This is a genomic window from Streptomyces sp. DH37 (genome assembly GCF_029813835.1).
Classification (GTDB): domain Bacteria; phylum Actinomycetota; class Actinomycetes; order Streptomycetales; family Streptomycetaceae; genus Streptomyces.
This window is the reverse complement of sequence record NZ_JARVKV010000059.1, coordinates 1-23,716: the sequence shown is the minus strand read 5'-3', so window position 1 is coordinate 23,716 and position 23,716 is coordinate 1. Positions and strand designations below refer to the sequence as shown.

General features: G+C 73.3%; 21 protein-coding genes, 1 rRNA gene and 1 riboswitch. Of the genes, 4 read left to right on the top strand and 18 right to left on the bottom strand.

What is annotated here, in order from left to right; translation table 11 throughout:
• Positions 1 to 13: 13 nt before the first annotated feature.
• The 4 genes from QC029_RS23920 to QC029_RS23905 form a co-directional block, all read right to left on the bottom strand.
• On the bottom strand, positions 14 to 421 hold the full coding sequence (locus QC029_RS23920; protein ID WP_279557835.1) for a hypothetical protein: 408 nt from the start codon (positions 419 to 421) through the stop codon (positions 14 to 16).
• A 134-nt stretch (positions 422 to 555) separates the two neighbouring features.
• The gene (locus QC029_RS23915) at positions 556 to 2,334 is read right to left on the bottom strand and encodes a SelB C-terminal domain-containing protein (RefSeq protein WP_279557855.1); all 1,779 of its coding nucleotides are present in this window, start codon (positions 2,332 to 2,334) and stop codon (positions 556 to 558) included.
• Positions 2,335 to 2,341: 7 nt separating this feature from the next.
• Positions 2,342 to 3,808 carry an L-seryl-tRNA(Sec) selenium transferase gene (selA, locus tag QC029_RS23910; RefSeq protein ID WP_279557834.1) on the bottom strand — a complete coding sequence of 489 codons (1,467 nt, stop codon included), beginning with the start codon at positions 3,806 to 3,808 and terminating at the stop codon, positions 2,342 to 2,344.
• 212 nt (positions 3,809 to 4,020) lie between these two features.
• Positions 4,021 to 4,632, bottom strand: a complete 612-nt coding sequence (locus tag QC029_RS23905; protein ID WP_279557833.1) for a PadR family transcriptional regulator — start codon at positions 4,630 to 4,632, stop codon at positions 4,021 to 4,023.
• Positions 4,633 to 4,807: 175 nt separating this feature from the next.
• Here QC029_RS23905 and QC029_RS23900 point away from each other — a divergent pair, with 175 nt between their 5' ends.
• Entirely contained in the window at positions 4,808 to 5,629 is an 822-nt protein-coding gene (locus QC029_RS23900; protein WP_279557832.1) for a PhzF family phenazine biosynthesis protein, read from the top strand.
• Between the two features lie 42 nt (positions 5,630 to 5,671).
• Here QC029_RS23900 and QC029_RS23895 read toward each other — a convergent pair whose 3' ends face one another.
• Together QC029_RS23895 and QC029_RS23890 are read right to left on the bottom strand one after the other, a co-directional pair.
• Positions 5,672 to 6,427, bottom strand: coding sequence for a CPBP family intramembrane glutamic endopeptidase (locus QC029_RS23895; protein ID WP_279557854.1), 756 nt, complete (start codon positions 6,425 to 6,427; stop codon positions 5,672 to 5,674).
• 258 nt (positions 6,428 to 6,685) lie between these two features.
• Entirely contained in the window at positions 6,686 to 8,182 is a 1,497-nt protein-coding gene (locus QC029_RS23890) for a glutamate--cysteine ligase (protein ID WP_279557831.1), read from the bottom strand.
• Between the two features lie 492 nt (positions 8,183 to 8,674).
• Here QC029_RS23890 and QC029_RS23885 point away from each other — a divergent pair, with 492 nt between their 5' ends.
• Both QC029_RS23885 and QC029_RS23880 read left to right on the top strand, forming a co-directional pair.
• On the top strand, positions 8,675 to 9,202 hold the full coding sequence (locus QC029_RS23885; RefSeq protein ID WP_279557830.1) for a hypothetical protein: 528 nt from the start codon (positions 8,675 to 8,677) through the stop codon (positions 9,200 to 9,202).
• Positions 9,203 to 9,425: 223 nt separating this feature from the next.
• A complete protein-coding gene (locus tag QC029_RS23880) occupies positions 9,426 to 9,632 on the top strand; it encodes a DUF5999 family protein (RefSeq protein ID WP_279557829.1) in 207 nt (68 codons plus the stop codon).
• Positions 9,633 to 9,733: 101 nt separating this feature from the next.
• Here the strand turns inward: QC029_RS23880 and gcvP are convergent, their stop codons facing one another.
• Entirely contained in the window at positions 9,734 to 12,637 is a 2,904-nt protein-coding gene (gene gcvP / locus QC029_RS23875; protein WP_279557828.1) for an aminomethyl-transferring glycine dehydrogenase, read from the bottom strand.
• 182 nt (positions 12,638 to 12,819) lie between these two features.
• Positions 12,820 to 12,917, bottom strand: a riboswitch (glycine riboswitch).
• A gap of 158 nt (positions 12,918 to 13,075) precedes the next feature.
• On the opposite strand from gcvP, the gene QC029_RS23870 reads away from it, so the two are divergent.
• Positions 13,076 to 13,453 carry a PRC-barrel domain-containing protein gene (locus QC029_RS23870; protein WP_279557827.1) on the top strand — a complete coding sequence of 126 codons (378 nt, stop codon included), beginning with the start codon at positions 13,076 to 13,078 and terminating at the stop codon, positions 13,451 to 13,453.
• Here the strand turns inward: QC029_RS23870 and QC029_RS23865 are convergent.
• The 11 genes from QC029_RS23865 to rrf all read right to left on the bottom strand — a co-directional run.
• Entirely contained in the window at positions 13,369 to 14,817 is a 1,449-nt protein-coding gene (locus QC029_RS23865; protein ID WP_279557826.1) for a DNA polymerase IV, read from the bottom strand. The two genes, QC029_RS23870 and QC029_RS23865, sit on opposite strands and share 85 nt — an antisense overlap.
• A 104-nt stretch (positions 14,818 to 14,921) precedes the next feature.
• Positions 14,922 to 15,521: a MerR family transcriptional regulator gene (locus QC029_RS23860; protein WP_279557825.1), complete on the bottom strand. Its 600-nt coding sequence runs from the start codon at positions 15,519 to 15,521 to the stop codon at positions 14,922 to 14,924.
• Positions 15,522 to 15,705: 184 nt separating this feature from the next.
• Positions 15,706 to 16,179, bottom strand: a complete 474-nt coding sequence (locus QC029_RS23855; protein WP_093658537.1) for a bifunctional nuclease family protein — start codon at positions 16,177 to 16,179, stop codon at positions 15,706 to 15,708.
• 82 nt (positions 16,180 to 16,261) lie between these two features.
• Entirely contained in the window at positions 16,262 to 17,074 is an 813-nt protein-coding gene (locus QC029_RS23850; protein WP_279557824.1) for a MerR family transcriptional regulator, read from the bottom strand.
• A gap of 21 nt (positions 17,075 to 17,095) precedes the next feature.
• Positions 17,096 to 17,908, bottom strand: a complete 813-nt coding sequence (locus QC029_RS23845) for an FHA domain-containing protein (protein WP_279557853.1) — start codon at positions 17,906 to 17,908, stop codon at positions 17,096 to 17,098.
• 123 nt (positions 17,909 to 18,031) lie between these two features.
• Positions 18,032 to 18,805 (bottom strand): DUF881 domain-containing protein, encoded by a 774-nt coding sequence (locus QC029_RS23840; protein WP_279557823.1) that lies wholly within the window; start codon positions 18,803 to 18,805, stop codon positions 18,032 to 18,034.
• A gap of 7 nt (positions 18,806 to 18,812) precedes the next feature.
• Positions 18,813 to 19,145 carry a small basic family protein gene (locus tag QC029_RS23835; protein ID WP_027750352.1) on the bottom strand — a complete coding sequence of 111 codons (333 nt, stop codon included), beginning with the start codon at positions 19,143 to 19,145 and terminating at the stop codon, positions 18,813 to 18,815.
• Positions 19,142 to 20,041 carry a DUF881 domain-containing protein gene (locus tag QC029_RS23830; protein ID WP_279557822.1) on the bottom strand — a complete coding sequence of 300 codons (900 nt, stop codon included), beginning with the start codon at positions 20,039 to 20,041 and terminating at the stop codon, positions 19,142 to 19,144. Before QC029_RS23830 ends, QC029_RS23835 begins: the two co-directional genes overlap by 4 nt.
• A 121-nt stretch (positions 20,042 to 20,162) precedes the next feature.
• Entirely contained in the window at positions 20,163 to 22,658 is a 2,496-nt protein-coding gene (locus tag QC029_RS23825) for a mannose-1-phosphate guanyltransferase (RefSeq protein WP_279557821.1), read from the bottom strand.
• A gap of 116 nt (positions 22,659 to 22,774) precedes the next feature.
• The gene (locus tag QC029_RS23820) at positions 22,775 to 23,383 is read right to left on the bottom strand and encodes a CDP-alcohol phosphatidyltransferase family protein (protein ID WP_279557820.1); all 609 of its coding nucleotides are present in this window, start codon (positions 23,381 to 23,383) and stop codon (positions 22,775 to 22,777) included.
• Between the two features lie 225 nt (positions 23,384 to 23,608).
• Positions 23,609 to 23,716: ribosomal RNA gene (gene rrf, locus QC029_RS23815) — 5S ribosomal RNA — on the bottom strand; the annotation flags it as partial.

The following is a 23,716-nucleotide window of genomic DNA, read 5'->3' as shown; positions in this document are numbered from 1 at the left end:
CACGGCCCCGGTCTCAGAGCACGGCGCGCCACAGTGCGAGCGCCCCGGCGGCCACCGCGGCGACCACCGAGGCGAACAGGAGGAGCAGGAGCACCAGGACCACCCCCGCGAGGGCGCCGACGACCGCGCGGTACGCGCGGCTCCTCTCCGGGCGGGGGGCGGGCTCCGCGCGCTCTCCCGGCCGCCCGGGCCGTCCGGGCCGCCCGGGCCGTCCGGGCCGGGCACCCTCGCCGTGCTCGTCGCACACGGCAACGGCCAGGGCCGCGAGGTAGCGCAGCCGCTCCGGCGGGACCGGCTCGACCAGCTCCGGGCCCAGTTGCCGCTCGACCGCCTCGATGCGCGGGTCCGCGTCGTTGATGAGTCCCCGTGCCCGCAGGCCCGTCCTCCTGCTGGTCCCGTCGCCGGACCGGTGGTCGGACATCGGCAAGGCCCCTCCTCCGCACTCCCCCGCGCTCCTCCGCGCTCCTCCGCACTGACTCCTCGCGCAGCGAGCGTAGTGGTCCGGGGCGTGCGGCGGGACGGTACGGCGCGTTCCGCCGCCGTTCCGCCGCACCGTCAGCCGGCCGGGCGCTCGCAGCGCCGCCGGGTGCTGTCCAGACGGACCGTCAGACCGCGCGCGTCCAGGTGCTCGAGCAGGGGGATGACGACCCGGCGGGTGGTGTCCAGGGCGCGGCGGGCCTCACTGGTGGTGAACGGCTGCTCCAGCCGGGCCAGCAGCCCGGCGGCCCTGGTGTCCGCGCCGGGCAGCAGCACGATCCCGTCGCCGACCCTGAGCAGCGCGCCCGCGGCGACGGCGGCGGCGACCACGTTCGGGGTGAGACCGAGCTCGGCCAGCCGGTGGGCCTCCGGGGCGCGGAAGGGCGCGGTGCCCAGCTCGGCGCGTACCGCCTCGACGGCCTTCCGCACCCGGGGCGGCAGTTCGGGGCGGGTGCTGCTGCCGTAGATCCGGCCGTCGCGGTGTTCCAGGGGCGGCCGGGGGGCGGCGTCCACCAGGGCCCGGACGAGGGCGAGCTCGGGCAGGCCGAGGGCGCGGCGGGCGGCCTCGGCGGGCAGTCCGGGGTCCATCGGGTGCCGGGCCGCGTGCTCCTCCACGGCCCGGACGAGCCCGCTCCGCAGCCCGGCCCAGTGGCCGGGATCGGCGAGCCAGTCCCCGGCGACGGGCTCGGCCGGGGGCCGCACGCCCATGGCCAGCAGCTCGGCGCGCCGCACCAGTCCGCGGCGGCGCACCTCCGCCGCGCCGTCCGCGGTGCCGGTCGCCTCCTCCAGCTCGCGGGCCCTGGCCCGCCCCGCACCGCGCCGCTCCAGCCGGGGCGGTCGGACGTCGAGCACCGTGATCCCGGCGGGGATCCGGTGCCGCCCGGGGTCGCGCAGCAGCGCCACGTCACCCACCCGCAGCGGCAGCGGGCGCTCCAGGGTCAGGCGGGCGGTGTCCGCGCCCAGCGGCCGTACGGCGGCGGGGACGGCGGCGGAGCCGGCGTGCAGCACCAGGTGCCGGGGCAGGTCCGCCGCCGCGTCGCCGTGCAGCCGTACGTCCAGCAGACCGGTGGTGAGCCAGCGGTCCGGCGCGAGCAGGGCGTCGCCGCGCCGCAGGCCGGCGGCCGCGGCGCCGTGCACGTTGACCGCGACGCGGGCGACCGCGCCCACCTCCTCGCGGTCCTCCTTGAGGGACTGCAGTCCGCGTACGCGGACCGCCCGGCCGCCGGAGGCCGCCACCAGCCGGTCACCGGTGCGGAGCGTGCCCGCCGCGAGCGTGCCGGTCACCACGGTGCCGCGGCCGCGCACGGTGAAGGAGCGGTCCACCCACAGCCGTACGTCGGCGTCCCGGTCGGGCTCGGGCAGCGCGTCGGTCAGCCGGGCCAGGGCGGCGCGCAGCGCGTCCAGCCCGTCCCCGCCGACGGCGCTGACGGGCACGGCCTCGACCTTCCCCAGCGAGGTCCCGGCGATCCTGGCGAGGGCGTCCTCGCCCACCGGGCCAGGGTCGGCGAGGTCGGCGCGGGTGACGGCGAGCACGCCGTGCCTCACGCGCAGGGCGTCCAGGACGGCCAGGTGCTCCTCGGACTGCGGCTGCCAGCCCTGGTCGGCGGCGACGGCGAACAGGACGGCGGGCACGGGGCCGACTCCGGCCAGCATGTTGCCGACCAGCCTCTCGTGGCCGGGGACGTCGACGAAGGCGACCCGCCCGGCGCCGGGCAGGGACGTCCACGCGAAGCCCAGGTCGAGGGTGAGGCCGCGGCGGCGCTCCTCCTCCCACCGGTCGGGCTCCATGCCGGTGAGGGCGCGGACGAGGGTGGACTTGCCGTGGTCGACGTGGCCGGCGGTGGCGATGACGTGCACGTCCCCCTCACCCCTCTCCCCGGTCGTCCCTGCCACCCCGGCCGTCCCGGTCGTCCCTGCCGTCCGCAGCGGCCCTGCCCGCCCGCCGTACGGCCTCGGCCACGGCCTCGTCCCGCTCCGGCGGGACGGTGCGCAGGTCGAGCAGGCACCGCCCGCCCTCCACCCGTCCCAGGACGGCGGGCGTGCCGAGCCGCAGGGGCGCGGCGTACTCCTCCGGCAGCGCCACGGCCGCGCTGGGCAGGGTGACGCCGGGCGCCCCTCCCCCGCCGACGGCCGCCTCGCTGTCCACGGCACGGGCGTCGACGTCCGCGCCGCGCAGTTCGGCGGCGAGGCGCTGGGCGCGGGTGCGCAGGCTCCCCGGATCGGCGTGGAGCATGGCGTGGACGGGGGTGGCGGGGCCGCGCACCGTGGCCTCCAGCGCGGCCAGCGTCAGCTTGTCCACGCGCAGGGCGCGGGCCAGGGGATGGCGGGCGAGCCGCCGCACGAGATCGGCCCGCCCCAGGAGCAGGCCGCACTGCGGGCCGCCGAGGAGTTTGTCGCCGCTGGCCGTGACCAGGGAGGCGCCCGCGCGCAGCCAGCCGGCGGCGTCCGGTTCGTCCGGCAGTGCCGGCTCGGGGCGCAGCAGCCCGGAACCGATGTCGGCGACGACGGGGACGCCGGGGCCGCAGACCCGGGCCAGTTCGGCGACGGAGGCGGAGCGGGTGAAGCCGGTGATGCGGAAGTTGGACGGGTGCACCTTCAGCACGAAGCCGGTGTCGGGGCCGATCGCCGCCGCGTAGTCCTCGGCGCGGGTGCGGTTGGTGGTGCCGACCTCGCGCAGCCGGGCGCCGGTGGACACCAGCAGGTCGGGCAGGCGGAAGCCGTCGCCGATCTCCACCATCTCGCCCCGGCTGACGACGATCTCCTTCCCCGCGGCGAGCGCGGTCGCGGCCAGGACGAGGGCGGCGGCGCCGTTGTTGACCACGTGGGCGGCTCCGGCGGGCGGCACCGCCTCGCACAGGGCGGCCACGGCGGAGGCGCCGCGCCGGGACCGGGCGCCGGTGGCCAGGTCGAGTTCCACGTCGGTGGGGCCGCAGGCGGCGGCCATCGCCTCCCCGGCCGCCGCCGACAGCGGGGCCCGGCCGAGGTTGGTGTGGAGCAGTACGCCGGTGGCGTTGACCACCGGCCGCAGCCCTCCGGCCGTCTCCGGCAGCGCCTCGGCCGCCGCGTCGGCGACGGACTCCGGCGGGATCTCGCCGGCCCGGGCGCGCTCCTGGGTCCGGGCGACCACGGACTTCACCAGGGCTCGGCCCAGGCGCCGCGCGGCCCCGGCCAGCCGGGGGTCGGCGAGCACCACGTCCGTACGGGCGAGCCGGCGCCGCGCGTCGGCCCCGGGGGTCTGCCCGGCCCCCGCGGCCTCCGCGGCCTCCTCCACCGGAGGCGCCGCCGCCGTCGCCGTCTTGGCCGTCTTCACCGCCGCGGTGTCTCGGTCCATCCGGTGGCCTCCTGGGGGACGCGGTACGGGCACGGCCCCGGCCGTCCGCCGCCGCGCCGTACGGTGACGGCGGATCCGGCGTGCCGCGGGGCGTCGGCCAGGATAGGCGCGCGCGGCCCGGCGCCGGCGGCGCCGCACCGCCGCGCGCCGCGTCCCGCCGCACGCCGTGTCCGGCCGTTCCCCACGACCGCTGCTCGCGGCCGGCCCCGCCGTCAGTCCTCGTCGGCGAGGATGAGGTAGAGCCGCTTGCGCGCGTCGTTGACGACCGAGAGCGCCTTCTCGCGCTGCTCGGGCGTGCCGGTGGCCCACACCTGGCGGAACGCCTCGATCAGCCCGGCGCCCGCCTTGCGCACCTCGTTCATCGCCTCCCAGTCGATGCCACGCCCGGACTGCTCCCAGGGGGCCCGCGGCCCCTCGGCGGCCTCGGCGCGACCGGCCTCGGTGAGGGAGAAGAGCTTCTTGCCGCCCTCGCTGGCGCTGATGATCCGCCCCTCGTCCTCCAGCAGCTGGAGGGTCGGGTAGACGGAGCCGGGGCTGGGCTTCCAGGCCCCGCCGCTGCGTTCGGCGATCTCCTGGATCATCTCGTAGCCGTGCATGGGCCGGTCGGTGAGCAGGGCGAGGATCGAGGCGCGCACGTCGCCGCGCCGGGCCCGGCCGTGCGGCCCGCCGCGCCCCCGTCCCCGTCCGCCGAAGAACGGGCCGTCCGCGCCGAAGGGGGGTCCGAAGGGACCGAAGGCGGCGCGCACTCCCTCACCGGGGCCGCGGCGCCCCGGCCCCCGGCCGCCCGAGCGGTCGTACTCGTGTCCGTGTCCGTGTGAACGCATCGTCGGCGTCCTCTCTCCCGGGTTCGGTGGAGGGTCCTCGTACGTCGACCCTTCTTCGATTCATCGTGATGCTTCGACGATATATCGGAAACATGTCGTCGGCAAGGTTCTTTCCGGGCCACCCGACCGCCATTGGCCGTGGCCGGTGCCGTCCGGGCCTTCTACGCTGTCGATCATGAGGATTCGAATCGTCGACGCCTTCACCGACCGGCCCTTCGCGGGCAACCCCGCCGCCGTCGTGCTCCTGGACTCCGGACCGTTCCCCGGTGACGACCGCCTCCAGAGACTCGCCGCCGAGGTCAACCTCTCCGAGACCGCCTACGCCCGCCCGCTGCCCGAGGACTCCGAGGCCGACTGGGCGCTGCGCTGGTTCACGCCCGCCACCGAGGTCAACCTCTGCGGCCACGCCACGCTCGCCACCGCCCACGTCCTGCACTCCACCGGCGCGGCCACCGGCACCATCCGGTTCGCCACCCGCAGCGGCATCCTCACCGCCGAGACGGCCGCCGACGGCTCGATCACCCTGGACTTCCCCACCGCCCCGCTCACCGAGGTCCCCCGGACCGACGACGTCCGGGCGGCCCTGGGCGCCGACGTGCTCTCCGCCCACGACACCGGCCCGAACATCGGCGACCTGCTGGTCGAGCTGGCCGACGAGAAGACCGTGCGCACCCTGACCCCCGACCTGGCCGCCGTGGCGCGGCTGGACCACCGGGGCGTCATCGTCACCGCGCGGGCCGCGGACGAGGGAGGGGCCTACGACTACGTGTCGCGCTTCTTCGGCCCGGCCGTCGGCATCGACGAGGACCCGGTCACCGGCAGCGCCCACACCGCGCTCGCGCCCCTGTGGTCGGGGCGCCTGGGCCGGGACGCCCTCACCGGCCTCCAGGCGTCGGCCCGCTCCGGCCTGGTGCGCACCACCCTGCGCGGCGGCCGCACGCTGCTGACCGGCAACGCCGTCACCGTCATCGACGGGGAGCTGCTCACCGGGCCGTGAGCCCGCTCCCGCACCACCGCACCGCCCGGCGGGGGCGGGCCGTCAGCCCGTGGGCAGCCAGCCCACCCGGCCCGCCAGCAGCGCGTACCCGACGAACGCCACGATGTCGATCAGGGCGTGCGCGGCGACCAGCGGCCCGACCCGCCCCCACCGCCGGTACAGCCACACGAAGATCACGCCCATCACCACGTTGCCGACGAATCCGCCGATCCCCTGGTAGAGGTGGTACGACCCGCGCAGCAGCGAACTGGCGGCCATCGACGCCCCCGGGCTCCAGCCGAGCCGGTCCAGCCGGCGCAGCAGGTAGCCGACGACGATGACCTCCTCCAGCACGGAGTTCTGGACCGCCGAGGCGATGAGCACCGGGATCTTCCACCACACGTCGGGCAGCGACTCGGGCACCACCGTGAGGTTGAACCCGCTCGCCCGCGCGCCCAGGTAGAGCAGCAGCCCGCTGCCCCCGATGCCCGCCGCGACCACCGTGCCCCGGCCCAGGTCGGACCAGGGGCGGCGCAGGTCGAAGCCGATCCCGCCCAGGCCCGGTCCGCGCCCCGGGCCGGGACCCTCGCGCGTCAGGAGGTGGGCGACGAGCAGGACCGGCACCAGGGCGGTGGCGATCCCGAACACCTGCCAGGCCAGGTCCAGCCAGGGGCGGTCCGGGGCGTACGAGCCGTTGAGCCGGGCCGCCTGGTCCTTGAGCCCGCCGGGTCTGGTCAGCGATCCGACGAAGCTGATGAGCGCCGACAGGCCGCTGGCGCCCAGCGACAGCGCCAGGACGAGCAGGGTCTCGCGGCCCAGGAGCCGCCGCGTCGCCGCGTCTTCCGCCCCCGCGCCTCCCGCCCCCGGGGCACCCGCCCGCCCGCGCCCGGGTTCGCGTTCCTCGTCACGCACGCCTGCTCGCACTCCGCCTCCCGCTCGGCCGTCCGTCCCGCCCGGTCCTCCGGACGGCCTCGGACCGTCCACGGGCGTGGAACGACCCAGCTTGCCCCACCGCTCCCGCCCTCCCGCGGCGGGCCCCCGTACGGGCGCGGCGGGGCCGGAGCGGGGCCGCGGGCGCTACGGGCCGATCGGCCAGCCGTGCACCGGCTCCCCGGTGCGCACCAGCTCGCAGTAGCGCCGCACCGTCGCCGCCAGCGCCTTCTCCCGGTCCAGCCCGCCCTCCAGGGCCCGGTGGTAGGTGTCGGCCTGCCAGGAGGCGCCGTTGACCCGGCGGCGGCAGCGCTCCTCGATGACCGACAGGCAGCGGTCCCGGTCGCCGGGCTCGATGCCCCAGGTGTCCAGGCCCCGGGCGGCCAGCGGCAGCAGTTCCTCCAGCACCAGCCGGTCCACGGGCACGGCCGTCAGCTCGCCGCCGCGGCCGGGGCGGGGCCACCACAGCCGGGCGTCCATGCCGTGGCGGCAGGCGGCGTCGAAGTTCTCGGCGGCGGCGGGGAACGGCATCCTGCTCCACACCGGGCGCGGGTCGTCCGCCAGCGCGCGCACCAGGCCGTAGTACAGGGCGGTGTTGGCCAGGACGTCGGTGACGGTGGGGCCGGCGGGCAGCACCCGGTTCTCCACGCGCAGGTGCGGCACCCCGTCGGCGACGCCGTACACGGGCCGGTTCCAGCGGTAGATCGTGCCGTTGAGCAGGGTCATCTCGGCCAGCGAGGGGACACCGCCGGCGTCCAGGACCTCCAGCGGGTCCTCGTCGTCGACGACGGGCAGCAGCGGCGGGAAGTAGCGGCTGTTCTCCTCGAACAGCTCGTACGCCGAGGAGATCCACCGCTCGCCGAACCAGGTGCGCGGCCGCACCCCCTGGGCGACCAGCTCGGGCTGCCTGGTGTCGGTGGCCTGGAGGAAGAGCGGGGGACGGGACTCGCGCCACAGCTCGCGCCCGAACAGGAAGGGCGAGTTGGCGCCCACGGCGACCTGGACGGCCGAGACGGCCTGGGCGGCGTTCCACACGTCGGCGAAGCGGCCCGGCGTCACCTGCAGATGGAGCTGCACGGAGGTGCAGGCCGCCTCCGGGGCTATGGAGGACGAGGCGTACCTCAGATGCTCCACGCCCTCGATGTCCAGGACCACCTCCTCACCGCGGGCGGTCATGATCTGGTCGTTCAGCAGGGTGTAGCGGTCGGCGGCGGTGAGGTTCGCGGAGACCAGGTCGTCCCCGGTGAGCGTCGGCAGAATGCCGATCATCACGATGCGCGCGTCGACCTCCGCGGCTTTGCGGTCGGCATAGGCCAGCCCGGTGCGCAACTCCTCGGCGAGCTGGTCCAGCACCCGGCCCGACAGCCGGTGCGGAAGGATATTCACTTCGAGATTGAACTGCCCCAGCTCCGTCTGGAAATCCCGGCTCGCAATGCGTTCCAGCACCTCCGTGTTCATCATTCGGGGCATCCCCTCGGCGTCCGCGAGGTTCAGCTCGATCTCCAGCCCCATGAGGTCGCGGGGGCGGTCGAAGCGCTGCTCGTCCAGCAGCCGCCGCAGCCCCTGGAGACACCGCTGGAGCTTGTCCCGGTATCGCTGGCGGTCGGACAGGGCGAACCCGCTGGCCTCGACCTTCTCGCCCATCGATGCGTCCCTCCTCGAGTGAACCGTGACCGGATGATGCCCCGCGGATGCGAGAGATAACGCCCCATGCGACAGTGAGGTTTCGGTATGCTGGACGCAGGCTTTCACCGGGCACATTCCCAAGGCATACGTCGTTACCGTCGGCTTAGCGGTCCTCACTCGCGAGGAATACCGAAAAGATACGGACGACCGCATGACCAGTCACCTGCCAGGTCAGCGGCGGACCGCTCGAGGACTCGCAGATGAAACACCGCCGAGAAATGTCCGGATGCCCTCTTGCCGGTAACATGCGAGACAGGTAGCCGAAACACCGGCTGAACAACCGTCGTATAAACTCCACAAAAGCGGCTGAGACGCGACCCTCGACGGGCGCGCATCCGCCGCCACCCTCCTTCCCGGCCTTCCTCACGGTCTTTCCGGCCCTCCGTACGCCGACAGCGCCGTCTGCGCCAGCCGAGCACCACCGTGTCTCCGAGCGAGAGGCGACCCACCATGCCCCTGCGTGTCCAACCGGCCCCGGCACCCGCTCTGCGCAGCGTGCACGCGGCCCTCGGTTCTCCCACCGGCCTCCGCGGTGACCTCACTCCCCCCGGCCCCCGGGCCCGGACGGGCTCGGTGCACCCGGACCTCTCCCTCCCCCTCCACGTGCTGGACGGCATCACCGCCTCGGCCGGGCCGCCCCGCACCAGGCTGGCCGGCTGGCGCTTCCTGCTGCGGGACGCGCACGGCGTGGTGGGCGCCGCCGAGGCGATGCTCACGGCGGACGGCTGGACGTTCTCCCACTTCTGCGAGGGGCCCTTCGTCGCCTCGACCGAGACCGCGCTGCGCCGTGCCGAGACGCTGCCGGTGACGTACCAGCCGCGGCTGCTGTCGGTGCCGGAGCTGTACATGCTGACGCTGTGGCTGCACGGCGACACGGAGGCCGACGCCACCGACGGCTCGCCCGCCCCGGACGACCTGCTGGTGCCGCTGGCTCCGGCCCCGCCCGGGATCGCCGCGCTGTTCCGCCCTCCCGGATAACTAGTCATTCACGGCGCCGATATCACCCGAACGGATGGTTCCGGGCCGCGCAACCGCGTCCGGGAAGCAAGCGTCATCAAAACGTGAGGGGAGCCGCGGCGAAATCCCTGCGGAATTCCGGCCGCGGGACAACACTGGGGGGAATCGACCGAGAGACACGGGGGCGGTCATGGATCACGCATCGAACCGCAGTACCACGACATCGCAGCGAAAGAACTCCACCATGTGTCAGCACCAACCGCCCTGCCCGTCAGCCGACTCCGCCGACCGGGAGGCCGCCCATCTCGTGGCGCACCACCCGGAGCAGGGCTGGAGCCTGCTGTGCAACGGCGTCCTGCTCTTCGAGGACACCGGTGAGCTGTTGCCCGACGGGCAGGTCATCGCACCGCACCGGCCACTGGACGCCGGGCACGTCACGGCCGCCGCCTGACGGCGGACGCCGCGGCGCGCCGTCCGGGAACGGCACCCGGGCGGCACGCCACCGGCGAACGCGCCGGGTCCCGCCCGCACGGCGGGACCCTCCGGCCGCGCTCAGCCGTCGTACTCGTCCATCGGCGGGCACGAGCAGACCAGGTTGCGGTCGCCGTAGGCGCCGTCGATGCGCCGCACCGGCGGCCAGTACTTGTCGGCGGCCACGACGCCGGCCGGGAACACCGCCTCCCCGCGCTCGTACGGGTGCTTCCACTCACCGGCGAGCTGCGCGGCGGTGTGCGGGGCGTTGCGCAGCGGGTTGTCCTCCGCGTTCCACTCCCCCGAGGCGACCTTCTCGATCTCCGCCCGGATCGCGATCATCGCGTCGCAGAAGCGGTCCAGCTCCGCCAGGTCCTCGCTCTCGGTGGGCTCGATCATCAGCGTCCCGGCCACGGGGAAGGACATCGTCGGGGCGTGGAAGCCGTAGTCGATCAGCCGCTTGGCCACGTCGTCGATGCTGACGCCGGTGGCCTTGGTCAGCGGGCGGACGTCGATGATGCACTCGTGCGCCACCAGGCCGCCCGGACCGGTGTAGAGCACCGGGTAGTGCGGTTCCAGCCGCTTGGCGACGTAGTTGGCGCCGAGCACCGCCACCTGGGTGGCGCGGCGCAGCCCCTCGGCGCCCATCAGCCGCACGTACGCCCACGAGATCGGCAGGATGCCCGCCGAACCCCACGGCGCCGCCGAGATCGGCCCCACGCCCGTGGCCGGGCCGGCCTCGGGCTGGAGCGGGTGGTTGGGCAGGTACGGCGCGAGGTGGGAGCGGACCGCGACCGGTCCGACGCCCGGGCCGCCGCCGCCGTGCGGGATGCAGAAGGTCTTGTGCAGGTTCAGGTGGGAGACGTCCGCGCCGAACTTGCCCGGCTTGGCCAGGCCGACCAGCGCGTTGAGGTTGGCCCCGTCCACGTAGACCTGGCCGCCCGCCTCGTGCACGGCCGCGCAGATGTCGGTGATGTGCTCCTCGAACACGCCGTGGGTGGAGGGGTAGGTGACCATCAGCACCGCGAGTTCCCCGCGGTGCTTGTCGATCTTGGCCCGCAGGTCCTCGACGTCCACGTCGCCGTTCTCGCCGGTCTTCACCACGACGACCCTCATCCCGGCCATCACGGCGCTGGCGGCGTTGGTGCCGTGCGCGGAGGAGGGGATCAGGCAGACGGTGCGGTCCGTGTCGCCGTTCGCGCGGTGGTACGCCCGTACCGCCAGCAGGCCCGCGAGCTCGCCCTGGGAGCCGGCGTTGGGCTGGAGGGAGACCCTGTCGTAGCCGGTGACCTCCGCCAGCCGCTCCTCCAGCTCGCGGATCAGCGTCAGGTAGCCCTCGGCCTGCTCGGCGGGCGCGAAGGGGTGCAGTCCGCCGAACTCCGGCCAGGTGACCGGCTCCATCTCGGTGGTGGCGTTGAGCTTCATGGTGCACGAGCCCAGCGGGATCATGCCGCGGTCCAGCGCGTAGTCCCGGTCGGCGAGGCGGCGCAGGTAGCGCAGCATCGCGGTCTCGGAGCGGTGCTGGTGGAAGACCGGGTGGGTCAGGTAGTCGTCGCCGCGCAGCAGTTCGCCGGGCAGCACCTCGCCGGCGGCCTCGTCCAGCGCCTCGACGTCCCCGGCCCCGGCCTCCACGCCGAAGGCGCCCCACACGGCGGCGAGCTGCGCGCGCCCGGTGGTCTCGTCGCAGGCGATGCCGACGTGGTCGGCGTCGGTCGGCCGCAGGTTGACCCCGGCCTCGCGGGCGGCGGCGACGACCTCGGCGGCCCGGCCGGGCACCCGCGCGGTGACGGTGTCGAAGAACGCGTCGTGGACGACCTCGACCCCGCCCCGGCGCAGCCCCTCGGCGAGGACGGCGGCGTGGCGGTGGGTGCGGCGGGCGATGGCGGCCAGCCCGTCGGGGCCGTGGTAGACGGCGTACATCCCGGCCATCACGGCGAGCAGCACCTGGGCGGTGCAGATGTTGCTGGTGGCCTTCTCGCGGCGGATGTGCTGCTCGCGCGTCTGCAGGGCCAGGCGGTACGCCCTGGTGCCGTCGGCGTCCACCGAGACCCCGACCAGGCGGCCGGGCAGGCTGCGCGCGAACTTCTCCCGCACCGCCATGAACCCGGCGTGCGGCCCGCCGAAGCCCATCGGCACGCCGAAGCGCTGGCTGGAGCCGACCGCGATGTCGGCGCCCAGCTCCCCGGGCGAGGTCAGCAGGGTGAGGGCGAGCAGGTCCGCGGAGACGGTGACGACCGCGCCCAGCTCGTGCGCCCGCTCGATCACCGGGCGCAGGTCGCGCACCGCGCCCGAGGCGCCCGGGTACTGCAGCAGGACGCCGAAGACGCCGCGCTCGGCGACGTCGGCGGGGATGCCGTCCGACAGGTCGGCGACGACGACCTCGACCCCGGTGGGCTCGGCGCGGGTCTCGATCACGGCGATGGTCTGCGGCAGGCAGTCGGCGTCGACCAGGAAGACGCCGTCCCTGACCTTGCCGACGCGCCGCGACAGCGCCATGGCCTCGGCCGCGGCGGTGCCCTCGTCCAGCAGCGAGGCGCCGGCGGTGGGCAGGCCGGTCAGGTCGGCGACCACGGTCTGGAAGTTCAGCAGCGCCTCCAGGCGCCCCTGGGAGATCTCCGGCTGGTACGGGGTGTAGGCCGTGTACCAGGCGGGGTTCTCCATGACGTTGCGCAGGATGACCGGCGGGGTGAAGGTGCCGTAGTAGCCCAGGCCGATCATGGAGTCCAGCACCTGGTTGCGCTTCGCGAGGGAGCGCAGCTCGGCCAGGACCTCCGCCTCGCTGCGGGCCGCGGGCAGGTCCAGCTCCTCGGTGCTCTTGATCACCTCGGGTACGGCGGCGGCGGTCAGCTCGTCCAGCGATCCGTAGCCGACCTGGGCGAGCATCTTGGCCCGCTCGCCGGCGTCCGGCCCGATGTGGCGCTCCTCGAAGGGCCTGCCCCGCTCCAGCTCGGCGAAGGAGGTGGGAGGAGTGCGGTCTGCTGTCATCTGGAGGCCTCCTGGTCTCGCGACCTGCGGGGGGCACCGCGGCACGGGTGCCCGAACGGCCTCCCCCTCTGTCATCACGACCTGAGAGCTTCACCGGCCCGTGTCCGCGGCCCGGCTTTCACCGTCGGTGAGGAGGGGCTGCGGCGTCGTGCGTCGTGGCCCGCCCTGCTTTCCAGAGTGACCTCACCCGCGCGGTACGTGAGCCTGAGAGATTCCGGGGAGGATTTGCTCCTTCGGCGCCCCCGGCACTGTCACCGGAGGACTCTCCCGCTCGGGGTCAACAGCCACTTCAGAGCCTACCAGCGCCCGGTGCCGTCAGTCCGGTGGCGGCCCCGCCTCCCCGCCCGAGTGGCCGACGCGCCGAATGTGCCCTTTGGTTGTTTGTGGCGACTGTTTGCGAGCAGGCGCTTCTTCGTGCGAGGAGTTGGAGGGACCGCCGTGCAGATCGACATCAATCCGCGGAATCTGATAGGCCTCAAGGCGCTCGACCTCACCGGACAGAAGATAGGCACCGTGGACGAGGTGTACCTCGACGACGCCACCGGAGTCCCCGAATGGGCGGCGGTGCGCACCGGGCTCTTCAGCCGCGACGCCTTCGTCCCGCTGGAGGCCAGCGAGGTGGTGGACGGAGTGCTGCGGGTGCCCTTCGAGCGCTCCCTGGTCAAGGAGGCTCCGGACTTCGGCGTGGGCCGCCACCTCTCCCCCGAGCAGGAACTGCAGCTCTACCACCACTACGGGCTGGACGTGCCCGGCGTCGGCTCGCCCGCCTCCGACGAGGACATGACGTTCGGGCGGATCGCGGGCTCCGAGGGCTGACCGCCCCACGGCGGGAGCGGCTCGGACGGCTCCAGCTCCGGATCGTCCACCGCGAAGGTGCGCACCCGGCCCGGCGGTGAGCCGGGCGACTCGAACCGCACCGTGACCCGTCCCAGACCACTGCCCTGCACCCAGCCCGGCCCGTACCGCGCGTGCCGTACGTCCAGACCGGGCAGCCAGCGCCGTACGGCCCCGTGGTCCTCCCCGGCCGCCGGGCCCGCCGCCACGGGCGGAGCGGGCTCCGGCGGCCGGACGCCAGGGGGCTCGGCGGCCCGGGCGCCGGCCTGTGCGAACAGGTCCTCCTGGGTGAAGGCGGCCAGCCCGCTCACCCCCACCCCCAGCAGCCGCACTCCGGCGGTGGTGTCCACGCTCTCGACGAGCCGGGCGGCGGCCTCCCTCACGACCGCCGGATCGTCGGTCGGGCCGCGCAGCGTCTCGGAACGGGTGAGCGTGGAGAAGTCGTAGCTGCGGACCTTGACCACCACCGTGCGCCCGGAGCGTCCCGCCGCGCGCAGCCGCTCGACGCAGCGGTCGGCCAGCCGCGCGACCTCCGCGTGGATCCGCGCGCGGTCGGTGAGGTCGGTGTCGAAGGTGTCCTCGACCGAGACCGACTTGGCGTCCCGCTCGGCGACCACCGGCCGCTCGTCGATCCCCTGCGCCATCACGTACAGCGCCCCGCCGTGCGCCCGGCCCAGCAGCCGCACCAGCTCCGCCTCCCCCGCCTCGGCGATCTCGCCGACGGTGGCTATCCCCGCCCGGCGCAGCGTCTGGGCGGTGGCGGGCCCGACACCGGGCAGCGTACGCGCCGGCATCGGCGCCAGCAGCGCCCGCTCGGTGCCGGGCGGGATCACCACCAGCCCGTCGGGCTTGGCCTGCTCGGACGCGATCTTGGCGAGCATCTTGGACCCGGCCAGCCCGACCGAGCCGCTGAGCCCGGTGGCGGCGCGGATGTCCCGCCGCAGCCGCTCCCCGACGGCGCGGGCGGTGTCGGCCGTCCACTCCCCCGCCGCACCGCTCGCCTCCCCGGCCTGGAGGTCCACGAACGCCTCGTCCAGGCTCAGCGGCTCCACCAATGGCGACAGCTCGCGCAGCAGGCCCATCACCACCTCGCTCACCCGGCGGTAGAGCCCGAAGCGCGGCGTGAGGTAGGCGGCGTTCGGGCACAGCCGGCGGGCCTGGGCCATCGGCATCGCCGAGTGCGGCCCGTAGGCCCGTGCCTCGTAGGAGGCGGTGGCGACCACCCCGCGCGGGCCGAGGCCGCCGACGATCACGGGCTTCCCGCGCAGGCTCGGCTTGGTCGCCTGCTCCACGGCGGCGTAGAACGCGTCCATGTCCAGGTGCAGGACCGTCGGTGCCCCTCTCACACCTGCGATGCTGCCCTACGCCACTGACAGGGGGCGACGGCCGTGCCCCTCGGGCCCGCCGTGTCGGCCCGCCCCGCGGCGGTGGCGGCCGGACCCCATCCGGTTCAGCCCGCCCGGTTGCGGCGCCGTGCCAGTTCGTCGGCCGGGTTGCTCCCGACGATCGTCTCCCCGGTGTCGACCCGCTCGGCGTGCAGCTGGGAGAGGGCCGCCTCGACGTCCCGCCACACCACCCCGACCGCGATCCCGAAGACGCCCTGGCCGCCCTGGAGGAGGGCGACGACCTCGTCGGGCGAGGAGCACTCGTAGACCGTCGCGCCGTCGCTCATGAGCGTCATCCGCTCCAGGTCCTCCAGCCCGCGCGAGCGCAGGTGCCTCACGGCGGTGCGGATGTTCTGCAGGGACACCCCGGCGTCCAGGAGCCGCTTGACGATCTTCAGGACGACCACGTCGCGGAAGCTGTAGAGCCGCTGTGTGCCGGATCCGTACGCCGGGCGGACACCGGGCTCGACCAGGCCGGTGCGGGCCCAGTAGTCCAGTTGCCGGTAGGTGATGCCCGCCGCCGCGCACGCCGTCGGGCCGCGGTAGCCGATGTGCTCGGGTGCGGCGTCCCGCGCCGGGGAAGCGGACTGGGCGGGAGGCCGTATGGAGGATCCGCGCAACGGATACGGATCGCCCGCCGCCCTGCTGTCGCCGGTGCTTCTCACGCCGACCCTCCGTCCTTCACGTCCCGCGGATACGCCCGGGACCTGCCCAATCGACGGTAGGCAGTCACCCGGGGTGCGTCAACGATCGCCACACTCGGCACGCCGAGTGATAATCACCCAAGGAGTGGTTTCGCGTGCCCCCGTCGCGGGAATAGGTGCCCGAATGGTCTGGCGCCGAATGCGCTCACTGGTTGCTGGTGCCGAAGTCCTCCGGGGAGATCTGGTCGAGGAACTCGCGGAACTTCTCCACCTCGTCCTCCTGCTCGTCCGGGATCGCGATCCCGGCGTCGTCCAGCACCCCGTCGCTGCCGTAGATCGGCGTCCCGGTGCGCAGGGCCAGCGCTATGGCGTCGGACGGGCGGGCGCTCACCTCCACGCCGCTGGCGAAGACCAGCTCGGCGTAGAAGACGCCCTCTCTGAGGTCGGTGATCCGCACGGCGGTGAGCTCTTGGCCGACCGCCTCCAGGACGTCCTTGAACAGGTCATGGGTCAGGGGGCGGGCGGGCGTCATGCCCTGCTGGGCGAAGGCGATCGCGGTCGCCTCGCCCGGACCGATCCAGATGGGAAGGTACCGGTCGCCTCCCACCTCTCGCAGGAGAACGATCGGCTGGTTGGAGGGCATTTCGACCCGGACACCCACAACGTCGAGCTCGTTCACACAGCAACCCTAGGACCTGTGCGCCCCCTTTGGGTAGTCGGGCACCCCGGACCCGGCGGGTATCGGCGCGTATCAGTGCGTATCAACGCGGTCGGGCCTTCAGCGCCGACTGCACCAGGGCCGCGTGCAGCCGCACGGCCAGCGTCGCCAGCTCCCTCGCCGTCGTCTCGGCGTGCTCCCTGGTCTGGGGGTTGCGGTGCCGCCGCAGGGGCGCGACGACCTGCTCGACCAGCCCGGCCTCCCGCTCGGCGGACGCCTTCACCACCCGCAGGTGGCGCGGCTCCAGGCCGTACCGGCCCAGGTCCGCGACGATCCGGGCGACGGTGACGGCCTCGGCGTCGTACCCGCCGTCCCGGCCGGGTCCGATCAGGCCGTACGACTCCCACTCCGCCAGTTGCCCCTCCTCCACCTCCGCCGCGGCCAGCAGCTCCGCCCGCCCCAGCCGCGCCGTACGGGGGCGGGCGGAGCTGCTGGCCGCGCCGGCGGAGCCCTGCGGGCCGCCGTCGTCCGGACCGGCGGCCGGGGCCGGGACCCCCTCCGGCGGGCCGAACGGGTCGATGACGTCGGACGGCCGCGCCGGGCCGGGCAGGCTGACCTCCTCGCCGCGGTCGAGGGCGTCGAGCTGCTCCTTGATGACCCGCAGCGGCAGGTAGTGGTCGCGCTGCAGGCGCAGCACCCGGCTCAGCCGCTCCACGTCCGCCGCGCTGAACTTGCGGTACCCCGACGGGGTCCGCTGCGGCTCCACCAGGCCCTCGGACTCCAGGAAGCGGATCTTGGAGACGGTCACCTCGGGGAACTCGTCCCGCAGCAGATGGAGTACGGCGCCGATGCTCATCGGACCGGATTTCGCGGCGGCGGCGCCCTTGCGGGCACCGCCGGACCGTGATGGCAGCATGGACGCCCCCGGGGCGGTGGGTCAGACGGTGCGCTGGCTCGCGAAGAAGACCAGCCGGTACTTGCCGATCTGGACCTCGTCACCGTTGTTGAGCACGGCCGAGTCGATCCGCTCGCGGTTGACGTACGTGCCGTTGAGGCTGCCGACGTCGGCGACGGTGAACCGGCCGTCCGGCCCGCGCCGGAACTCCACGTGGCGGCGGGAGACGGTCACGTCGTCGAGGAAGATGTCGCTCTGGGGGTGGCGCCCCGCCGTCGTCAGCTCGCTGTCCAGCAGGAAGCGGCTGCCGGAGTTCGGCCCCCGGCGCACCACCAGCAGCGCCGATCCCATCGGCAGCGCGTCCACGGCCGCCTGGGCCTCGGGAGACAGCGACGGCAGGGCCGTCTGCCCCGTCATCTCCGCCTCGTAGGCCTCGATGCCCGAGATCGAGATGGTGGAGGTCGTCTCCGAGGAGCGCTCGGGCGCGGCGCCGCCCCGCAGCGGCGCACCGCAGTTGGAGCAGAACCGGCTCGCCTCGGCGGCCCGGTTCCCGCACCTCGCACAGACCGGCAAGTCGGACCCTCCACCCGTACTTGAGGTTGATGGTGCCTCGGAACCTATGCGGCCGGGCACTCCCCGGTCAACAGAGACAGGGCCGTGACCACTCGAATTGTCGCCGCCGGGGGCGACCTCGTCACGGAAGAGCGGACGCTCCGCTCCCTCGGCGGCGGACTCGCCACCGCGCGGCGCACGGTGCCGGGCGCCTTCACCGGCGTCCTGGCGCTTGCCGAACAACTTCCCAAGAAAACTCACGGGCGATTCCCCTCGCACGAAACAGACCCGCCCGTGGGGCAGGACAGACCCTCGATGCTCACGGTGGCCGAACCGGACGCCCTCACAACGTCCCCGGCCTTCGGACAGTTTCCCTTACCCGCAGGCCGGCAAGCGCGCCGACCCCCGGTTTCTTCACGCGTCGGCTCACTGTGATGACGACTGAGCGTAGTCAGGCCGCTTCGCCGATCGCAAGGCATCCACGACGATCTTCTCTGAACGGGTTATGGACACAGTGGCCTGCTCCTTCTCCAGGGTCTGGACGACGCCACCCGGGATGTTGAGCGCCGGTTCGAGGTCCTGGGGCTTGCCGATGACCTCGAACCGGTACGGCGAGACCACCTTGCGGCCGTCGATCCTGATGTCGCCGTCGCTGTCGGTGAAATGGGTGCTCGTCACCACCCTCACGTCGTTGATCTCGATCGCCTCGGCGCCCGCGGCCCGCAGCTCCTGGATCGTGTCCAGCAGCATGTGCGCCTCCACCGTGTCCGTGTCGTCCCTCACCGTCATGCGGATGCCGGGCCCCTCGGCCGCGACCGTGCCGGCCAGCACGCCCAACTGCCGTGCCCGCTCCTGGGTCTGCCGGCGGGCCTCCTCCGCCTGGTCCGAGCTGTTCTCCAGCTCGGACTTCTGGTTCTCCAGCTTCCGCTTCTCCTCCTCCAGCCGCTGGGTGCGGCTGTCGAGCTCGTCGAGGATCCGTACGAGGTCCTCCTGCCGCGCGCCGCGCAGCGGGCTGTTCTCGCTGGTGGAGCGGACCTGGATGGCGAGCCCCAGTCCGAGGACGAACAGCAGCAGCGCCACGGTGAGTTGGTTGCGGTTCACCCGCGGCGGCCACAGCCCGCGGATCAGCCGCTCGCGCCCGGCCGGAGCCCGCCGCCCGTCGTCCGGGCCGCCGCCCGGTGTCATCCTGTCGTCGCTCATCGCTCGATCACGCCCGGAAGACGTGCCGCCGGATGGCGGCGGCATTGGAGAAGATACGGATGCCCAGCACCACCACGACGCCCGTGGACAGCTGCGCGCCGACGCCCAGCTTGTCGCCGAGGAAGACGATCAGGGCGGCCACCACCACGTTCGACAGGAACGACACCACGAAGACCTTGTCGTCGAAGATGCCGTCCAGCATCGCGCGCAGTCCGCCGAAGACCGCGTCCAGCGCCGCCACGACGGCGATCGGCAGGTAGGGCTCGACGACCGTCGGCACCACGGGACGGACCACGAGTCCGGCCACGACTCCCACGATGAGGCCCAAAACGGCGATCACGATGTGCTGCCCTTTCCTGTCTTCACGGGCTCTGCCGTACGAACGGTGAGGCTGGGCGCGGCGGGCAGCCGCACCTCTTCCTGCACGGAGATGCCGGTGCGGATGCCGTAGTTGTCCTGGAGCACGTCGAGGTACCGGCCGTCGCTGCTGTCCTGGAAGGCGGCGCTCAGGTCCTTTCCGTTCCCCACCGCGAGCAGGGTGTACGGCGGCACCAGCGGCTTGTTGTCGACGAGTATGGCGTCACCGGCGGCGCGGATGGCGGACAGGGCCGTCAGGCGCTGCCCGTTGACCGAGATCGCCTCGGCCCCCGACTCCCAGAGCCCGTTGACGACCCGCTGCAGGTCCCTGTCCCGCACCCGCCCGGTGTCGGCGAAGCTGGTGCTCTGACGCGGCCCGCCGCCCTCGCCCGGTCCGGAGTCCTCGGCGTCGTCGACGACGAGCCTGATCCCCGGTCCCTGGACCGGCACCGCCCCGGCCAGCAGGGCGACCAGTTCGCTGCGGTCGCCGCCGTGGTCCTGGAGCGCCTCGCGCTGCATCGCCGCGACCTCCTCGCGGAGGCCGTCCACGCTCTCCTGGAGGCCGTCGGCGTCCCGGCCGCCGTCCTCGATCCGGTTGATCAGCTCCTGCCGCTCCCGGGCCTCCGTGGGCGCCTCGAAGCGCGCCTGGGCGGCCCCCAGCGTGACCACCAGCGCGGCCAGGACGAGGCCGGCGGCCAGGACGAGCTTCCCCCGCAGCGTGCGGGGCAGTCCGGACCGGCCCTCGACGCCCCGGCGGGCCGCCGCCTCCGCGTAGCCGTCGTCGAGGCTGTGCTCCATCACATTGGTCAGCAGCGACATGGAGGCGTCGGGTCGCGCAGGCCGTGTGGGGGTGCTCCGTACGGGGTGCTGCTGCGACATGCCGCACATCGTCGCACGTCGAGGCCCGTGCCGCCGAACGGGGCCTCCGGAGCACCGGAGCGCGGCCGTTCGGCGGCACGGTGACGCGGCGGCTCCGGGGCCGGCACGCCCCGGAGGCCGGTCAGCGTCCGGCGCTGTCGACCACCGCCGACCACTCGTCGAGCAGCGCCTGCGCGGAGGCGTCGTCGGGGCCCTCGGCCCACAGGTGGGTGACCGCCTCGGCCGGGTCCGGCAGGACCATGACCCAGCGCCCGTCGGACTCCACCACGCGCACACCGTCGGTCGTGTCGACGAAACGTTCCCCCGCGGCCTCGACGACCCGGCGCATCACCAGGCCCTTGACCGCCCAGGGGGTGGCCAGGTCCCGGCGCAGCACGTGGGCCTGCGGGATGCGGGCGTCGATCTGGCTCAGCGTGAGCTGGGTGCGGGCCACGAGCCCGAGCAGGCGCACGAAGGCCGCCGTGCCGTCGAAGACGCTGCTGAACTCCGGCACGATGAACCCGCCGCGGCCGTCGCCGCCGAAGATGGTGGTCTCGTCCCGCCCGACCCTGGTGAGGTCGTCCGGCGAGGTCGTGGTCCACTCCACCTGGGTGCCGTGGTAGGCGGCCACCTGCTCGGCGATACGGGTCGTGGTCACCGGCAGGGCGACCTTGCCGCTGCGCCGCTCGGCGGCGATCAGGTCGAGCATCACCAGCAGCGCCCGCTGGTCCTCGATGATCGTGCCGCGCTCGTCGACCAGCGAGATCCGCTCGCCCACGGGGTCGAACCGCACTCCGAAGGCCGCCCGGGCCGAGGCCACGATCTCCCCCAGCCGCACCAGGCCGGAGCGGCGGGTGTCCGCGGTCTCGGTCGGCCGCGACTCGTCCAGTCCGGGGTTGATCGTCAGCGAGTCCACGCCGAGCCGGCCGAGCAGGCTGGGCAGGACGAGTCCGGCGCTTCCGTTGGAGGCGTCCACGACGACCTTGAGACCGGACTCGGCCACGCCGGTGGTGTCCACCGCCCGTAGCAGCGTCCCCGTGTAGGAGTCGAACACGCTCGCCGGGAAGCTCAGGTCGCCGATCTCGCCCGGGAACGCCCTGCGGTACTCCTGGCGGGCGTAGACGCGGTCCAGCTTGCGCTGCCCCGCCTGGGAGAGGTCGGCGCCCCGCTCGTCGAAGAACATGATGTCGACGGAGTCGGGGATGCCCGGCGTGGTACGGATCATGATGCCGCCGGCACTGCCCCGTGCGGTCTGCTGCCGTGCCACGGGCAGCGGCACGTTCTCCAGGTCGCGCACGTCGATGGCGCTCGCCTGGAGGGCCGAGATCACCGCGCGCTTGAGGGCACGCGCGCCCCGGGAGTGGTCGCGGGCCGTGGTGACGGTCGACCCCTTCTTCAGCGTCGTGGCGTACGCCCCCGCCAGCCGTACGGCCAGCTCCGGCGTGATCTCGACGTTGAGGATGCCGGAGACGCCGCGGGCCCCGAACAGATGGGCCTGGCCGCGCGACTCCCAGATGACGGACGTGTTGACGAACGCGCCGGCCTCGACGGTCTTGAAGGGGTAGACGCGGACGTTGCCCTGGACGATGGACTCCTCGCCCACCAGGCACTCGTCGCCGATGACCGCGCCGTCCTCGATCCGGGCGGCGCGCATCACGTCGGTGTTCTTGCCGATGACGCAGCCGCGGAGATTGGACTGGGGGCCGATGTAGACGTTGTCGTGGATGACGGCCTTGTGCAGGAAGGCGCCGCTCTTGACGACCACGTTGGAGCCGATGACCGTGTGCTCCCGGAGTTCGGCGCCGGCCTCCACCTTGGCGTAGTCGCCCACGTACAGCGGCCCGCGCAGCACCGCGTCGGGGTGGACCTCGGCCCCCTCCGCGATCCAGACGCCGGGGGAGATCTCGAAGCCGTCGATCTCGACGTCGACCTTTCCCTCGAGAACGTCGGCCTGGGCCTTCACGTAGCTCTCGTGGGTGCCGACGTCCTCCCAGTAGCCCTCGGCGACATAGCCGTAGACCGGCTTGCCCTCCTTCATGAGCTGCGGGAAGACGTCGCCCGACCAGTCCACGGGGACGTCGGGGTCGACGTAGTCGAAGACCTCCGGCTCCATGACGTAGATACCGGTGTTGACGGTGTCGGAGAAGACCTGGCCCCAGGTGGGCTTCTCCAGGAACCGCTCGACCTTCCCGTCCTCGTCGACGATGGTGATGCCGAACTCCAGCGGGTTGGGCACCCGCGTGAGGCACACCGTCACCATCGCGCCGCGCTCGCGGTGGAAATTGATGAGCTCGGTCAGGTCGAAGTCGGTGAGGGCGTCACCGGAAATGACGAGAAAAGAGTCGTCCTTGAGGGCTTCCTCTGCGTTCTTGACGCTACCTGCGGTGCCGAGAGGCTTTTCCTCGTTGGCGTAGGTGAGCTCCATTCCGAGCTCCTCGCCGTCACCGAAATAGTTCTTGACCAGGGAGGCCAGGAACTGTACGGTCACCACGGTCTCGGTGAGACCGTGCCGCTTGAGCAGCCTCAGCACATGCTCCATGATGGGTCTGTTCGCCACCGGCAGCAGTGGCTTGGGCATGCTCGCGGTCATCGGGCGAAGACGGGTGCCTTCGCCGCCGGCCATTACGACGGCCTTCATGTCGGAAGCGTCCTCCTTGAAGAGACGACATACATGCCGACTGTGCCCCGCCGAGGAGACCCGCGAATCTGCTGAAGGGCCACTCGGGTCTCGCAGCCCCCGACGAGAGACGGGGCCTAGTCGGCTGCGGCGTCCGCCTTGACAAGTCGGCGGACTTGAACCACGTAGAGGATTCCTGCCCACCAGTACAGGGTTGTACCCCAGCCTGCGAACGCCCATCCGAAAATAGCAGCCAGTGACGAGAGCCATCCGGTTCCGTCACTGAGCAGCAGCAGCGGGAAGGCGTACATCAGGTTGAAGGTGGCGGCTTTCCCCAGGAAGTTGACCTGCGGTGGTGCATATCCGTGGCGATCGAGGACCCAGACGGCGACCAGCAGCATGAGCTCTCGCGCCAGGAGCAGCCCGGTGAGCCAGAGCGGAAGGATCCCGCGCCACGTCAGTCCGACCAGCGTGGAGAGGATGTACAACCTGTCCGCGGCCGGGTCGAGGATACGACCGAGGCTGCTGACCTGGTTCCAGCGCCGGGCGAGCTTGCCGTCCAGGTAGTCGCTGATGCCGCTGAGCGCGAGCACGAGCAGCGCCCATCCGTCGGCGTTGGGCCCTCCGAACTCCGGCCAGAGGATCAGCCACAGGAAGACCGGCACCCCGACGAGCCGCGCCATGCTGAGGATGTTGGGGATGGTGAGGACACGGTCCGTCTGGACGCGTGTCTCCTGGGCCTCCACCCGGGACCTCCCGTGAGTCCGTGCCAACGATGCCCCCTGACCTTACCCGCCGGGTGGAACGGTGGAGGAAAGGGGTCCCCGCCGGAGGGCTGCCCGCCGGACGCGAAAAAAGAAGAGGGGTGGCGCGGCCCCCGGAACCCAATCCCCGGACACCACACCACCCCGAACACACCAAAAAAGAGAGGGCCCCGCCGGCATGCCGGCGAGGCCCTCTCCACACACATTGTTCGGCGGCGTCCTACTCTCCCACACGGTCCCCCATGCAGTACCATCGGCGCTGAAAGGCTTAGCTTCCGGGTTCGGAATGTAACCGGGCGTTTCCCTCTCGCCATG

Coding starts and splice junctions, on each gene's coding strand:
- QC029_RS23880 (WP_279557829.1), top strand. CDS start 9,426: ATGTGTCAGCACCAACCGCCCTGCCCGTCAGCCGACTCCGCCGACCGG.
- QC029_RS23825 (WP_279557821.1), bottom strand. CDS start 22,658: ATGAAGGCCGTCGTAATGGCCGGCGGCGAAGGCACCCGTCTTCGCCCG.
- QC029_RS23885 (WP_279557830.1), top strand. CDS start 8,675: ATGCCCCTGCGTGTCCAACCGGCCCCGGCACCCGCTCTGCGCAGCGTG.
- QC029_RS23920 (WP_279557835.1), bottom strand. CDS start 421: ATGTCCGACCACCGGTCCGGCGACGGGACCAGCAGGAGGACGGGCCTG.
- selA (WP_279557834.1), bottom strand. CDS start 3,808: ATGGACCGAGACACCGCGGCGGTGAAGACGGCCAAGACGGCGACGGCG.
- QC029_RS23890 (WP_279557831.1), bottom strand. CDS start 8,182: ATGGGCGAGAAGGTCGAGGCCAGCGGGTTCGCCCTGTCCGACCGCCAG.
- gcvP (WP_279557828.1), bottom strand. CDS start 12,637: ATGACAGCAGACCGCACTCCTCCCACCTCCTTCGCCGAGCTGGAGCGG.
- QC029_RS23900 (WP_279557832.1), top strand. CDS start 4,808: ATGAGGATTCGAATCGTCGACGCCTTCACCGACCGGCCCTTCGCGGGC.
- QC029_RS23905 (WP_279557833.1), bottom strand. CDS start 4,632: ATGCGTTCACACGGACACGGACACGAGTACGACCGCTCGGGCGGCCGG.
- QC029_RS23850 (WP_279557824.1), bottom strand. CDS start 17,074: ATGCTGCCATCACGGTCCGGCGGTGCCCGCAAGGGCGCCGCCGCCGCG.
- QC029_RS23830 (WP_279557822.1), bottom strand. CDS start 20,041: ATGTCGCAGCAGCACCCCGTACGGAGCACCCCCACACGGCCTGCGCGA.
- QC029_RS23840 (WP_279557823.1), bottom strand. CDS start 18,805: ATGAGCGACGACAGGATGACACCGGGCGGCGGCCCGGACGACGGGCGG.